Genomic DNA, 14,583 nt, shown 5'->3' with positions numbered 1-14,583 from the left:
AAATTAAATAAACCATACGATATTTAATTGTCACTGCGTCAATAGCGAATAATCATTGATTAGTTAAATCTACTCAATAATAAATGCATGGTGTTTTCCTTAAAGTTTAAATAATCAATTAGATAACGCTAAATCTGTTATTTCATTTTAGTGAGAGCTATCACAGTGAGGCTTAGACAATAGTGCACACTGTGGGCGTTTATTATTAATCAAAGGATGTAAGCATGAATTTTCCAATGCGTAAGCTTTTGCTCTCGGTCACTTTAGGGTTATTTCTCTCCTCCACGGCGCAGGCGCTTCCACAGGTACGTATTATTGCCACGGGTGGCACTATTGCGGGAGTCGGACAATCGGCTACTGAGTCTAACTATCAGGCAGGTGAAGTGGGCATTAGTAGCTTAATTGCGGCCGTGCCTGAAATGAAACAACTTGCCGATATTCAAGGTGAGCAACTGGTTAAAGTCGGTTCGCAGGATATGAACGATAAAGTTTGGCTAGCCTTAGCCAAGCGCATCAATCTGCTATTGGCTGATAAAGATGTCGACGGTATCGTCATCACCCATGGTACTGATACCTTAGAGGAAACGGCGTATTTTTTAAATCTCACCATCAAGAGCGATAAGCCTGTAGTACTGGTTGGGGCAATGCGTCCATCAACTGCCATGAGTGCCGATGGCCCGATGAATCTGTATAACGCAGTCGCGACCGCCGCTAACCTCGAATCTAAAGGTCGAGGCGTGTTAGTGGTGATGAACGATACCGTATTGAATGCCCGCGATGTGACTAAGACTAACACTACAGATGTACACACTTTTGCCGCGCCTAACTTTGGCCCGCTTGGCGTTATCCATAACAGCAAGATTGAATACATGGGCAAAACTGAGCGTCAACATACAAGGCAAACGCCTTTTGATGTCAGCAAACTCGACAAGTTACCGCAGGTAGGCATAGTGTATAACTACGCCAATGCCAGCGATTTACCTGTCAAAGCTATGGTTGAAGCGGGTTTTGATGGCATAGTCAGCGCTGGTGTAGGTAATGGTAATATTTACCACTCAATATTTGATACCTTAGCTAAGGCGAGTCAAAAAGGCACCTTAGTCGTTCGCTCTAGCCGAGTGCCCACAGGCGCAACCACGCTTGATGCCGAGATAGACGATGCTAAATATGGCTTTATCGCAGCAGGTAATCTTAACCCGCAAAAAGCCCGCATTTTACTGATGCTGTCGTTAACGCAAAGCAAAGATCCACAGCAGATCCAACGTTGGTTTCAACAGTTTTAAGATTCAGCTGCGTGATAAAACAAAAGCCCTGTGAATATTCGTAGGGCTTTTGCATTTTGTCATTAATGGCTTACCTGTGAAGTTGTTTTTTCACGAGGCCATGAGCCGAAATATCTAAACAGTGTTGTGATTTTTAAAGCCAAAATTGTGAGGGTTCAACTCAGATTTTCAATCAAGATATTGCTCTGTAATTAAATTTAAGAAAGGGCTTGGCTAATTAAGCACTCAATATCTCACTAATATATGCATACCATTCCACAGTAACCATTAAATCCACAGCTGTTTCAGCTTCCTTCCTCGCTCATTATTTTTCGGCATATTCTGACTATATATCAAGGCGATAAACTATTTTTAGTACGGCATAAGGTATTGATTTTGTGACTTAAAGTGCTTTAGGTACTATAGTGAAAGCTTATTTTATCTGAAACATAGGTGAGCGCTTCCTAGGTTTCTTGTTTGATTTTGGGGGCAAAGTGCGAATTTTAATGAACAATTTCAAGGTAATTAGTTTTGTGCGTCAGTGGTTACTGCTGGCGTTTTTGAGTATGGCGTTGCCACTGCAGGCGAGTGAAGATCCGCTGTGGATGGGAACGACAGGCTTGCCTATGAGTGAGCGGATCCATACAGGTGAACTTGCCAATGGTATGCGTTATTTATTGGTGAGCAATAAGACGCCGGAGCAGGCGGTCATAGTGCGGATGCGGGTGGATGTAGGCTCTTTGATCGAGTCTGATACCGAGCAAGGATTAGTGCACTTTCTTGAGCATATGGCCTTTAATGGCTCGACCGGATTGGCGGCGGGGGAGATGATGCCGACATTGCAGCGCCTTGGCCTGAGTTTTGGCGCCGATACCAATGCTGTGACTGAGTTTCAGCAGACGGTTTATCAATTCAACTTGCCAAGTAATAGCCAAGATAAAATCGATACTGCTTTGTTTTTAATGCGAGAAATTGGCAGTAATCTATTACTTGACCCAGCGCTAATTGAACGTGAAAAAGCGGTAGTGTTGTCTGAACTGCGTGAACGTAGCGGTGCGGATCTTGAGAATTACCGTAACCAATTACAGTTTTTAATGCCAAACACATTGTTGTCAAAGCGCTTCCCCGTGGGTGAGGCGAACAGTATCAGTAATGCCAATCGCGAGGCGTTGCTGTCTTTATATCAGCGTTTTTATACACCCTCACGCACCACTTTAATTGTGGTGGGTGATATCGAGGTAGCCGCGGTAGAACAAAAGATAAAACAACAGTTTGCCAGTTGGAAAGCCGCGCCTTTGGCCACTAAAACCAAGGAACAAGCTATTGGTACTGTCGCAGAGCGCCAAAGTGTCGATGCGGCGGCATTTTTTGATCCAAGTCTGTCAACGTCAGTTTCCCTTGGCATGCTAAAACCCATCTCAGCGATTACCGATAGCCCTGCTGTGCGGGAGCAGGAAATGTTGCTCGAGCTTGCCCACGGCATCTTGTATCGCCGTATGGAGTCGCAATTACTGCATAGCCAAGGTTTATATGGTGTAAACCTGCAGGTTGGGCCGCAGTTTGATATTGCCTATGGCACACAAATGAGCCTAGGTACGCAGGAAAATAACTGGCAAGAGGGAATCGCACTCTTGGAGAAAACCCTGCGTCAAGCAAAAGAGTTTGGTTTTAGCCAGCAGGAAATTGACCAGCAAATCAAACGTATGCATAAGGGATATCAGCTAAGTGTCGCGGGTAGTAGTACCATTCACAGTGTGAATATTGCCGAGAGTCTAGTGTATTCGGTGGCGGGCAATCGCGTCCCTGTCGAACCTGATTGGCAGCTCGCATTTTTTGAAAAAATAATGCCAACAGTGACACCGCAAAAGCTAAGCCAAGTGTTTAATCAAACATGGAACGCCACGCCGTATTTGTATCTGACCAGCAATAAGCCCATTGAAAATGCTGAAAAACAGCTTATCGCCAGCTACGAGAAAAGCCGTAAACAAGCGGTGAGCGCACCAGCAATCAAGGCGATTGATGAGTTTGCTTATACTCAGTTTGGCGAGCAAGGCAAGTTAGTGGTCGACAGTCGCGATAAGGAAACGGGGATTCGCCAACTGCAATTTGCCAATGGCGTGCGCCTTAATCTTAAGCCTACCAACTTTAATAAAGGCACCACATTGGTCAGCCTAAACATTGGCTTTGGTGAAGTGCCATTCCCTGAGTTGGATGGTTTGTCTTATCTGTTTAACAGTGCGTTTGTGCAGGGGGGACTCAAGGCCCATGATTATGACAGTCTGCAGGATATTTTTGCTGGGCAAGATATTTCCATCAACTTAGGCCTGCGTGAGCAAAGTTTTGGCGGCGAGATTAGCACTAATGCCGCAGAGCTACGCACGCAGCTTGGCTTAATGACGGCTTATTTAATTGAGCCGGGTATGGATAAGCAGGCTGAGCAATTGTTTCGTGAACAAGTGATTGCCGAGCAACAAAGTATTCATAGCAACCCACAATCTGAGTTTTCTAATCAGTTTGCCCGTATCTCCCATAATGGTGATAAACGCTATGGTTATGGTGAGCCTGAAGAAATTCTCAAACGTCACTTTGGAGAATTAGCGCCGAGTTTCCATTCGGCCGTCGAGCAAGGGGCGATTGAACTCGCTATTGTGGGCGATTTTGACGAAGCGAGTGCCATTGCTGCTGTGGCTGAAACAATTGGCGCCATTAAGCGTAGCCCTATTGCTAATGCTCAGTCGATAGTACCTGTGTTTCCGAAAGTGCCCGTTCAGAAAACATTAACGCATTATGGTCAACTTGATATGGCGGCACTTGCCATGGTGTGGCCTACAACGGACATGACTCACTTGAGTCAACACGCGGGATTGGGTCTGCTGGAGCAAGTGCTAAGCATTCTATTAACGGAAAACGTGAGGGAGAAAGCGGGTGCGAGTTATTCGCCATCGGCCTTTTCTTACAACGATTTCAATGCCAGCGGTTATGGTTACTTAGGTTTGTTTAGCGTGACGACTCAAGCCATGTTGCCAACGGTTGCCGAGTATTTCACCGCCGCAGTTAAGCAAGTTAAAGCGCCTTCGGGGATCAGTGAGGACTTACTTAATCGAGCCCGCCAACCTGTGCTTGAGTGGATGCAAGCGGCGCCGCAAACCAATGGTTTTTGGTTAGATCTCACCTCAACCGCCCAGAGTCATCCCGGTCGTTTTGCTGCCTTTAAACAAAGGCAAGCGTTAGCGCAGCAGATGACAGTTGCAGAACTTAATAAATTGGCGCAGCAATATCTGCAAGACGATAGCAGTTTAATGATCCAAGTTCTGCCTGCACCGCCAGAACCTCAGCAATGAGTGTTGGGCTCATAGAATAGTAGACTGATCATTCACCGACATATCCCCTGTGGTCGCAAACCGCAGGGGATATTTTTCTACCTATTTCTTTCCCTATCTTCTGTTACCAACTTTTCTTTCACGTTCGTGGTGTTATGTCCCTCCCATAGGTCGTCAATGGAAATACCTGTTGTCGAAAATGCCACTCACAGATCTGCGCGAGTGAAACTAGGCTAGGCGTAACTTATGTGTGAGATGGCTAATGGGGTGAGGTATATGTTTCGATATCTATTGTGCAGTTTTTGTCTAGTGTTTTTGTACCCGACAGGGATAGATATGTACTTGGTCGGTTTGCCGCAAATTGCGCAGGATTTAGGGGCGAGTGAGGCGCAGCTGCATATTGCTTTTTCTGTGTATCTTGCGGGAATGGCGACTACTATGCTGTTTGCGGGGAGCTTAGCCGATAGGATTGGGCGTAAACCCATTACCTTGTTTGGCGCATTGCTGTTTGCTATTGCCTCTTACTTTGCCGGTAGTGCGCAAACCAGTGATCTCTTTTTAATGGCACGCTTTGCACAAGGGATAGGTGCGGGTTCTTGCTATGTTGTGGCTTTTGCGATTTTGCGTGATGTATTAGACGATAAACGCCGAGCAAAAGTGCTCTCTATGGTCAATGGCGTGACTTGCATTATCCCTGTGATAGCGCCTGTGATAGGCCATTTAATTATGCTTAAATTCCCATGGCCTAGCCTATTTAACACTATGGCGGGAATGGGATTAATGGTCTTAACCCTGTGTATTTTTGTATTGCGCGAAACCTATCCTAAACCGCAATTTCACACCACAGTTGAGCTGGGTGGGTATAAAGAATCCTTTAAACAGCGGTTTTTTCTCAGTCGCGTGGTGATAACGACTTTAGGTGTGACCACGATTTTAAGCTATGTAAATGTCTCTCCCATGTTGATCATGGGGCAGATGGGGTTTGACCGTGGGCAATATTCCAATACTATGGCAATGATGGCATTGGTGAGTATGTTAGCCTCATTTTCGACGCCCTTTTTGCTTAACCTGTTTAAAGAAAAATCGTTAATCTTGTTCTCTCAGACATTATTTGCCGCAGCGGCATTGGTGTTTATCTTGACTCAATTGGGCGGGGTTAGTCAGTCATTCAACCTGTTAGGTTTTGCTTTTGTTTGTTCCGGTTTTTCGATTGGATTTGGGGTCACCATGAGTCAGGCGCTCAGCCCATTTGTGGCTCGGGCTGGGGTTGCCAGCTCATTACTGGGAATTGCCCAAGTGTGTACTTCAGCTTTATATATTTGGGTGATGGGTCTGCTCGAAGTGAGTGCGATTAATATATTATTAGTGATCCTCGCTGTCGGTGCGCTGGTGAGCATTACACTGATCTTAGCGGTTCCTAAATTGCCGGAAATTGTAATTAATGACCAAATCCCTGAGTCGGCTCGATCTTAACTTATTGTTTATTTTGCAGCTTTTATTACAGGAGCGGAGTGTCTCTAAGGCTGCCAAAAAGCTCAATGTCACGCCATCCACTGTGAGTAAGTCGCTGGCCAAATTACGGGATTGGTTTGACGATCCCTTATTTGTCAAAACGCCGCAGGGATTTCAGTTAACGCCATTGGCTCACGGTATGGAGCAGGAGTTATCGGAATGGTTGCAAATGGGTAAGCAACTGATGGCTAAGCGCGGTGATGAGATGACCAAAGGGCTCACCTTCGAGTTAATGCTTGAGTCGCCTTTGTTGCTTATCATGCTTAATGAGCTGACTCAGGCCATTTATACTCAATACCCTGATGCAAAGGTGAAGGTACGAAATTGGGATTACGATTCACTCGAAGCGATTGTGCGTGGTGAAGCTGATATGGGGTTTACCGGCCGAGAAAGTCATCCACGTTCCAAGGAATCCCTTGATTTATTACCCTATTTTATCGATTTTGAGGTTTTATTTACCGATCTTCCTCAGGTGTATTTACGCCGCGATCATCCCGCCTTGCAGGAAGAGTGGAATATAGACACTTTCTTAAAATACTCGCATATCAATATCTTGTGGGAAAAGAGCGAAACCTGGGCCTTAGATGATGTGCTTATTGAGCTTGGTCTGAGTCGTAATATTGTGCTGACCTTGGCCAGTTTTGAGCAGTCACTGTTTGTCGCGGCAGAGCCTCACCACAACATGATGGCAATTGCGCCACAATATTGCGAACAATATGCTCGCCAATTACACCCTGACTTAGTGAGTCGTCCTATCCCGATAAGTGGCGAATATCTTGATAAACTCGCTATTCCTTTTACCTTAATTTGGCATAAGAGAAACAGCCACAACCCCAAAATCAATTGGTTGCGAAGCAAGATAAAAGCCATTTATCAACAGCGTGCGCATGATTAAGGCTGTTATTTACTGCATTAACTTGTTTGGGTAATACCCAATTGCTGACAAATATGTTGGATACAAAGTTCTCGCTGTTGGCACCATAGCCCGTAACTGACGGGGATAAGTTTAATGCCCGCGCGCTGTAAGAGTTTATACAGTTCAATATCGAAAAAGTCCGCCCAAGGTCCTGGGTAACCGATTAAATCTATTGCTAAATATTGGTTACCATAGTGACATAAAATATCCAGTTCTAGCCCCGCCATATGGTAGGCTCGCCAGACAGTTATGCCTTTTTCTTCAATCGCGAGTGCCACAGACTGGCCGAAGGTATCGAGGGAATCGACATAATTGTGTGCCGCTTGAAATTGGCCCGCCGATGCTAAGTAAGTTGCCAGTAAATTATTGTTGGGGAGCTCATGCGCTTGTACCGATAAAAATAGCCACTGCATTTGTTTAGCGCGGGTGATGGCGACATTGAACATATCTTCGCGATTTAAATACACGGCGGCGCGGCTGTCGTTGGCCGTAATGCTAAACGACAGCAGCATAATATCGCGTTCCTCACCTTGAAATCCAAAGGGTGTGGCAATCCGTAATTGGTGACGCTCGAGTTGTAGTGCGCTAAAGCGTGCGAGAATTTGCTGGGATAAATACTCCGTCTGATTGCGAAAGCAGGATAGTACACCAATGCTGGCGGGCACTAATGCATTCTCTTGTTCATCAATCAGTTGAGCTAACTTTTGAATTAATGCCTCCGCTTCTATGGCGTTAATGCCCTTGCTATCACGGCTGCCAGTCACATGGACTCTGTGTAAGTGCCCAGAGCTTGTGCAAGGTCTGTGCTGCATAATCTTCAGCATGCCTTGATAAAACTGCTGATTACTAAATTGGATCAGCTCAGGTTTACTCCGAAAATGCTCATTTAAAAATACCACTTGGGATTGGCTCGCAAGGGATTGCGATACTAAGTCGAGCATACTGGCATCACGGTAGCTCATTAGGCCGCGACAATCTGGGGCGAGTCCGAGTTGGGTCTGGATTTGGGTTTGTTTTGCGCGGGACAAAAACGAGAAATGGCGCAGCTGTTTGCTATCGCCCACCACCAGTGCCGCTTTTGCCCGCTGCAAGGCCGGTAAACAGGCGGCAATATTGGCTTGGGTGGCTTCATCAATAATCACTAGATCAAACATTTGCTGCTCCATGGGCAGCACTTTATGCAAGCTGGCAAGGCTCGATAACCAAATGGGAAAGGTTTGCTTTAAGGCATCAAAATCCGTTTTGTAGAAACCGTCGAGTTGCTTAGCGGACTGGCGGGCGCGTAACGCACTGGCAAAACTCACCAGTGTACTGCGCTTATGTTTGAGTAATTGGTTTAATCGATAGTGAGTTGCCAATTGTAAGTATTTGAGGCTTAAGTCTTCTTTTTGCGCTATCAGTGTCGTTAATTTATCGAGTTCATTCCATTGCTGGGCAAACCTTTTTATACCTGCACGGTAAGCCCAGTTGTAAAATCCTAAGCGCCAACGGGATTGTCCTTGTTGTAAGGTCGCCAGTTTTTGGCCGCGACGTATGGCATGGCGGCAATGACGTATAAAGTCCGCTTCCATTTTGACTTGCTGACGAGTCACAGTATTAAGTTGTTGTTTTGCATTGAGTAGCAACTTATCCGAGACGGCCTCATCAGATGCAGGGTGCTGACCATGGAGCATTTCATCAATCTGGTTTTTAAGGACTTTTATAAACTGCGGCGAGCCGGCTCGAATAAGACTGCTCCCAAGCTGGAATTGTTGTTGCAATTTATCGGCAATCACATCAACAGCAACATCAGTGTGGGCGACGATGAGGACAGATTTACCCCTTAATACCTGCTCTGCTGCCACAGTGGCTATGGTGTAACTCTTACCTGTTCCCGGCGGGCCTGAGATCTGCCCCAAAGTATGATTGGCCGCAATCTTTAAGGCCTGAATTTGCGCGCGGCTTAACAGCCCAGGAAGATAAGCCTCTTGCGTGTCTTCACTGGCGCTGATTGATGTTGTTTGTTGTGTTTCTGCGAATAGCGCTTTAAGCGGTGCTGATGGTTCAGCCGCTGTCATTAGTTTGTCGAGTTCGTGCAAAATGCCGCGACTTGCGATCGAACGTTCTGCCAAAATGATTTGGCTTCGACTGACAAGAAACTGCCCACGTTTACGGCATAAGCTAGTGAATTCAGCCTCATCGATCAGCTTGGGAAAATGCAATAAATGACTGGTATCGACATCGGCTTGGCCCGCCCGCAGCCAAGCTATCCAGCCACTGACATCCGTTGGATTATCGCGTAAATCTTGGCTTAGGCTATGTCCTTCAACGACTAATTTTTCTAATAGAGCTTCATTGATAGTGAATGGTCCGCTGCCAGCTAGAGTGTTATTGCTCTCTAGGTAGAGATTATCGCCGTCAGCCTGCAATTGGCATTCTCGATAAAGGAGTGGTGTCACGACTTTTCGTTTTTCGCCATTAAGGTCGACTGTGCCGCAGAAAAACAGACAGCAGTGCAATAATACCTTTTCGCGTAAATACAAAGCGCTACGTGCTAGTAATGCACTGGCGGGAGCAAATGGCACTGGCAAGCGGGGTAGGAAGCCACTGCTTAACTCGTCTTCATGTTGGAGTAATAGCTGATCTTGCTCGGCAAGCTTGTGGCTAGACCAGAGATTGATTTCGGCACTATCGTGTTGAAAACATTGTTTGTAGTAGTTGAGAATCCCTTGCAAATCCTATCCATCCCAAAGGCTTAATTGGCGATGCGAGAGTAACCTAATCGCATTAGTCGAACAAGGTTTGTACCGTCTGAGGATAGTTTATCCATAGTCGCTTTAAGCCTAAAAGAGAGGTGTTCGATAGAACAGTCATTTCCCACTGGAGCAGAATTTTTGAGAGGCGAGCAAAAGTATCAGCAGCCGCATTTGTATCAATTAAGGGCCTGAAAAGTGTGGTTTGTATCACTTTTCAGTGTGTTATTGAAATGTTTGTTAAGTGTTTGAGTTTGTAAAATATTTGTTTTTGTTTTTAGTGGAAATTGCCATTGTTGTCATTGTATAACTGCGTAGATTGAACTGAATTTTTGTCTGCTAATGAGGGAAACAATGATAAAAAGTAAGCTAAAGGGATTCGCTGCGGTGGCTGTTGCCTGTTTAGCGGTAACGGCATGTGGCTCAGATGATAATAATGAAGAGGGCACAGATCAAAATGCCACCTATGTGCAATTTTATAATGCTTCAGCTGGAAGCACTGCTACTGCACTCAAAGTTGCCGATAAAACCTATGAAAGTGTGATCTATGGGGACACTATGCCGCGATTTACGTCGACGGCTGGCGTAACTGCGATTGAAGTGATGGCTAAGGATGCCTCTGATAAAGATATCTCTATTTATAAAGAAAATATCGATTTGAAAGTTGCAACGGACCATTTCTTTGTATTACATGGTGATTTTACCGAACCTAAATTACTTAATATCAACTATTCTCGCACTGAACTCGATAAGCTCAACGAAGTGGCTGAAAACAGTAAAATGCAGCTCTTGATTGCCAATACTGCTGTACATGCCCAAGCCTTTGACGCTTATGTTTCTAAGTCGACCCAAACCTTTGCCGATGCCGTGATGTTAGGCAGTGTGGCCTACGGTGAAGTGTCGCAGCCGCAAGTGATGGATACGGGTGAATATAAGGTTTACCTCGCACCAGCGGGAACAATGAATGTTTCTTATACAACTGCGAACATTAAATTCAGTTCTAAGGTGCCTTATAAGCTGATTATCCGCGAAGGTTTTGGTGCTTCGGATTCAAAAATCACCTTGGACAGTGTCGATTCAACCACCAATGTTCGCAATCATGTAGCATTAGAAGCGAGTGTCGATTATCGCGTCTTTAACGGTTTAGGTTCGCACATTATCGATGTGAAAGTGGCTAGCAGTAAGCAAGATACTCTGTTTAGCGAAGTGCCATCTTTTGGGGTGACTAGCTATCAAGGTGCTGAGTTTAATGATTTTGGTGTGAGTGTGTTCGACCACGGTACGCAAAATAAATTGCTCGATAACGTGTTGATCACCCTTAACCAAGATGACATTAAAACCATCTTCATCTATGAGCAAACGACCGAGCAGGGCAGCCAAGTGAAGGCGATGGAGATGAAGCAAACTCAGACGCCAAGTCCCTATAGCTTTAAGTTCGACATTGTGAGTTTTGCCGATAAAAGCAATCTAACCGTGTATTTCTTAAAGGCAAATGACACGATTGAAACGGCTGTAAATAAGATCACCGCAGTCAATCCAGCAAGCCCTCAGTCATTGACTGTGCCAGCTGGCGAATATTCTATTAAGGTTATCGCTGTGGAAAACGGTACTAAAACCGTTGTCTATGCATCCGATTTAATGGATTTCAGCAATGAAGACAATGTGACTATGGTGCTGAATAAAGATCCTTCCACTAGTTTTGGTTATAACTTGATTAAGATCTAACCGCTATGGTGAGTGAACGGCTCTAATAAAACAGCGCTACTTAGGTAGCGCTTTTTTTGGCTGTTTTTGTGTGCTCGTTTTAGTGTGCTTAGTAGATTGAGCATTATTGTCTTAGCATTCACTTTTTATTGATTGTGGCTGCGGGGTTAATGTAGGCTGAACGGCAAAAATTAAGCCGAGCATTGCTGTGATGTGTATAACGCTGTGGTATGAATAACGCGAGCAATATAGGAAAAGGAGTTCACTGTGATGAGTAAAGGATTTAAAGACGGCCATTTCCAAATTGGTGAAGGCAGTATTAGCGGTACTATAGCGTGTATGTTAGCGATATTATCGTTTCTGGGTGTATTGGCGTTTCATTTTCCCGAATATCTCACTACTCCAGAATTACGCCAAAGCTATAATGTCGATGTTATTCGCAGCTTAATATTTGTCGCCTTAGTGGTATCGGGCAGTTTAGGTTTATTGAATTTTATTCGAAATAAAAATAAGCGTTTCGGCTTTGTGGCTTGGGTATTTGTAAGTTTAGCGATTGCTTTTGGTGGTCATCAAGTTGAAGTTGAGCCTTTTGCTAATCATAAGGTCTCACTGGGTTTAGATTGGTTTATTTTAGACTTATTAGGCTCAACCTTAATTTTCATTTTTATCGAGAAATGGCTACCCCATAAACCAGAACAAGCAATATTGAGACCCGAGTGGCAAGGAGATTTAAACCATTTTTTGGTGAATCACTTAGCGATTGGATTTGTATTATTGGTGGCAAACCAATTTGTGCAGTCGACCTTTTCTTGGGCTATTTCCAGCACAGTGCAAAGCTTTATCGCGGGTCTTCCCTTTGTGTTGCAACTGTTGTTGATTTTATTGGTCGCCGATTTAATGCAATATGCGGCGCACCGTGCCTACCATGAAATTCCTTTCCTGTGGCGCTTCCATTCGGTGCACCATAGCGCGAAACATTTAGATTGGTTGGCTGGTTCAAGGCAACATATGTTTGAGTTGATTGCTACCCGTTGTTTAGTGCTCACGCCGATTTTTATCTTGGGATTCTCCAAAGACATCATCAGTATTTATGTGATTATCGTTGGCGTGCAGGCGGTCTTTAATCATGCCAATGTGCAGGTTAACTTTGGCTGGCTACGTTACTTAATTGTCAGTCCGCAATTCCACCATTGGCACCATGCTTCTGATAAGGCGGCAATCGACCGTAACTATGCTGCCCATTTTTCTTTTTTAGATTACCTATTTGGGACTGCAGTTCGAGGTCAGAAAGAGTGGCCAGAGCAATATGGTGTCGTGGGCGATTACATGCCTGTTGGCATGTTTAAGCAGCAATTGTATCCCCTTGGTTTAGCGAAGAAAGACACAAAATAATGGCACTGCAACTGGAATGGTTTGTTTTGGAATGATTGTCCGGGAGTATTTGTTAGGTCAACTGAGTAGTAACGCTGAGCTGTGGCGGTTAACTCTGATATTGGGATAGAAACAAGCCCAACACAGCGCTTGGGAACCGCGCTTTGTTGGGCTTTTTGCCGTTCAAACTACAATCGTTATTCGGAAATTTTCAGTTCTTGGCCCGGCTTAATAATACTTTTGCCATTGAGCTGGTTCCACTTCATTAAGTCAGCCAGTTTAACCTTATTCTTACGGGCGATTTTATCCAGCGAATCACCAGATTTCACCTTGTAAGTAGTCGCTTTTACTGCAGGTTTATCGGTCGATGTTGAGGTAGTCGCTTTAGCTTTGGTCGACGACTTATTGCTCACTTTTTTATCTGTCTTCGCCTTGGTTTTAGTGGGTTCAGGCTCATTATCATTGCCTGCCATTGGCGTTAACAGTGTGAGCTCTTGGCCGATTTTTAGGCGGTCAGATGTCAGATTGTTAGCCTGTTTTAATGCTTTCACTGACATATCAAACTTGGCTGCGATTGTGCCTAGGCTGTCACCAGATTTGACAATATAGCTTTGGCTATCATAGCGTTTTTGAGCGTAGAGCTTGTCTTGATTTTCCTGATAATGACCTATGTTTTCCAGCGGTAAGGCGATTTGATATTTGCCTTTGCTGGGGATTACACCTTGGCGAAAGCCTGGGTTATAGGTTTTAAATTCTGCTTTGCTGAGCCCTGCTGCATTAGCAATCTGGCCAATATCTACGCCATTAGGTGCAGGCACTCTTTCCAAGAAAGGGCGGTTAGCAATAGGGGGGACTTTTAAACCGTAGTGGTTGGGATTTCGAATAATCTGAATAAATGCCAGCCACTTAGGAACTGTTTGTACTCGCTTAGCAGGGATACCCAGTGACCAAAAGTCCGTAGGTTTACCCTTGGCTTTGTTTTTATCAATGGCGGCTTTGATCACTAGCTCACCGGTATTGTAGGCGGCGACGGCGTTAATCCAGTCTTTGTCTAAGGTGTCGTATAGGTGCTGTAGATAGTCGAGCACTGCATCGGTTGAGGCCAGCGCATCTTTACGGCCATCGTAGGCAGAATTCACCGTTAAGCCAAAATTACGTCCAGTAGCAGGGATCATTTGCCACAGTCCTGCGGGGCCGTTAGCTTGTGCTAAAGGGTTATAGCCACTTTCGACTATGGGCAATAACGCCAATTCTAATGGCATGTTACGCGCTTCGAGCTGGCTGACTATGTAATATAAAAATGGCTCGGCGCGATCGCCAACCTGATTCATAAATTTTTGTTTATCATCGAAAAAGTTACGCTGTTTACGTACTTCGGCATCATCATGGACGTCAATGGTATTGGCGTGTTGGATCTTTTCCCACACATCGCTGTACTGCTCAACCACGGCGGGTGGCGTTTGATGCTGTTGTGGCGAGTGGTCGTTATCATTACTGACATCACTTGCAGTGGCATTGAATTCAGTGGTTGATGGGCTTGCTGATGTTGTAGCGCAACCGCTCAGTAGGGCCATTAGCATGGCAAGCATAAGCACTGTAAAAGAGTGCGTTTGGCGAAAATGTGTCCGCATGATTGTCCTGTGATGAGTTGACTGTGCATTCCATATTGGTGCACATGCTAATCTGTTTTCGAGTTTCTGGATAGCTCCCCCAAGTTTTACCTATAGTATCAAAGTTGTCTTAAGGCCGATTGTGCCGCCCTTTGA

General features: G+C 45.0%; 8 protein-coding genes. 6 read left to right on the top strand and 2 right to left on the bottom strand.

The annotated features are described in order from the left end of the window. Nucleotides 1-224: 224 nt before the first annotated feature. From ansB to yidZ, 4 genes are all read left to right on the top strand, one after another. Entirely contained in the window at nucleotides 225-1,283 is a 1,059-nt protein-coding gene (ansB, locus tag KO531_RS06105; protein ID WP_219250629.1) for an L-asparaginase 2, read from the top strand. A gap of 485 nt (nucleotides 1,284-1,768) precedes the next feature. Continuing rightward, nucleotides 1,769-4,603, top strand: a complete 2,835-nt coding sequence (locus KO531_RS06100; protein WP_251068853.1) for a M16 family metallopeptidase — start codon at nucleotides 1,769-1,771, stop codon at nucleotides 4,601-4,603. A 255-nt stretch (nucleotides 4,604-4,858) separates the two neighbouring features. Beyond that, complete coding sequence (locus KO531_RS06095) at nucleotides 4,859-6,055, top strand: MFS transporter (protein WP_219250628.1); 1,197 nt, start codon at nucleotides 4,859-4,861, stop codon at nucleotides 6,053-6,055. After that, nucleotides 6,024-6,989 carry an HTH-type transcriptional regulator YidZ gene (gene yidZ / locus KO531_RS06090; RefSeq protein WP_219250627.1) on the top strand — a complete coding sequence of 322 codons (966 nt, stop codon included), beginning with the start codon at nucleotides 6,024-6,026 and terminating at the stop codon, nucleotides 6,987-6,989. Before KO531_RS06095 ends, yidZ begins: the two co-directional genes overlap by 32 nt. Before the next feature lie 17 nt (nucleotides 6,990-7,006). Here yidZ and KO531_RS06085 read toward each other — a convergent pair whose 3' ends face one another. Further along, nucleotides 7,007-9,724 (bottom strand): DEAD/DEAH box helicase, encoded by a 2,718-nt coding sequence (locus KO531_RS06085; protein WP_219250626.1) that lies wholly within the window; start codon nucleotides 9,722-9,724, stop codon nucleotides 7,007-7,009. A 372-nt stretch (nucleotides 9,725-10,096) separates the two neighbouring features. Between KO531_RS06085 and KO531_RS06080 the strand changes: the two genes are divergently transcribed. Together KO531_RS06080 and KO531_RS06075 are read left to right on the top strand one after the other, a co-directional pair. Then, a complete protein-coding gene (locus KO531_RS06080) occupies nucleotides 10,097-11,467 on the top strand; it encodes a DUF4397 domain-containing protein (protein ID WP_198573419.1) in 1,371 nt (456 codons plus the stop codon). 249 nt (nucleotides 11,468-11,716) lie between these two features. Then, complete coding sequence (locus KO531_RS06075) at nucleotides 11,717-12,838, top strand: sterol desaturase family protein (RefSeq protein ID WP_173247017.1); 1,122 nt, start codon at nucleotides 11,717-11,719, stop codon at nucleotides 12,836-12,838. 176 nt (nucleotides 12,839-13,014) lie between these two features. Here KO531_RS06075 and KO531_RS06070 read toward each other — a convergent pair whose 3' ends face one another. Continuing rightward, nucleotides 13,015-14,448 carry a LysM peptidoglycan-binding domain-containing protein gene (locus KO531_RS06070; protein WP_219250625.1) on the bottom strand — a complete coding sequence of 478 codons (1,434 nt, stop codon included), beginning with the start codon at nucleotides 14,446-14,448 and terminating at the stop codon, nucleotides 13,015-13,017. Between the last annotated feature and the right edge of the window lie 135 nt (nucleotides 14,449-14,583).

The organism is Shewanella sp. NKUCC06_TVS, from assembly GCF_019345515.1.
Lineage (GTDB): Bacteria > Pseudomonadota > Gammaproteobacteria > Enterobacterales > Shewanellaceae > Shewanella > Shewanella oncorhynchi.
This window is presented reverse-complemented; position numbering and strand designations above follow the sequence as displayed.

Excerpts from the sequence above, each read along its gene's own strand:
- KO531_RS06080 (WP_198573419.1), top strand. The coding sequence starts at position 10,097 with ATGATAAAAAGTAAGCTAAAGGGATTCGCTGCGGTGGCTGTTGCCTGT.
- KO531_RS06100 (WP_251068853.1), top strand. The coding sequence starts at position 1,769 with ATGAACAATTTCAAGGTAATTAGTTTTGTGCGTCAGTGGTTACTGCTG.
- yidZ (WP_219250627.1), top strand. The coding sequence starts at position 6,024 with ATGACCAAATCCCTGAGTCGGCTCGATCTTAACTTATTGTTTATTTTG.
- KO531_RS06095 (WP_219250628.1), top strand. The coding sequence starts at position 4,859 with ATGTTTCGATATCTATTGTGCAGTTTTTGTCTAGTGTTTTTGTACCCG.
- KO531_RS06075 (WP_173247017.1), top strand. The coding sequence starts at position 11,717 with ATGAGTAAAGGATTTAAAGACGGCCATTTCCAAATTGGTGAAGGCAGT.
- KO531_RS06070 (WP_219250625.1), bottom strand. The coding sequence starts at position 14,448 with ATGCGGACACATTTTCGCCAAACGCACTCTTTTACAGTGCTTATGCTT.
- ansB (WP_219250629.1), top strand. The coding sequence starts at position 225 with ATGAATTTTCCAATGCGTAAGCTTTTGCTCTCGGTCACTTTAGGGTTA.